This is a genomic window from Bacillus cereus group sp. Bce019 (genome assembly GCF_051781745.1).
GTDB lineage: Bacteria > Bacillota > Bacilli > Bacillales > Bacillaceae_G > Bacillus_A > Bacillus_A cereus.
The window spans coordinates 1-250 of record NZ_JBPWJX010000279.1 but is presented as its reverse complement, the minus strand read 5'-3'; the positions used below and the strand labels follow the sequence as shown (position 1 = coordinate 250).

Sequence of the window (250 nt, the reverse complement as noted above, 5' to 3'; positions counted from 1 at the left end):
GAAACGCGTCGAAATCGATAGTGTTAATGGTCAGATACTGCTCGAGCTCGGCCAATACTGACGCGTCTGCTTCATCGCCCCAATCGAACGTCCAGGCACTCATCTCCTGGGCCACTCGCTCAAGCACCTCAATATCCTCGGCGGCAAGGCGATTGAGGAAGGGTTCGCCGAAGACCAGGAAGGTCGGCAGATAAATGTGATTAGAGACTGACAGGTACTCTTGCACTTCGTAGAGGCGTGAAGACATGGC

Annotated in this window: 1 pseudogene; it reads right to left on the bottom strand. The window is 54.0% G+C overall.

Features of this window, described 5'->3' with window-relative positions:
* A pseudogene (locus tag ACS2QP_RS28335) lies at window positions 1–250 on the bottom strand (hypothetical protein); the annotation flags it as partial.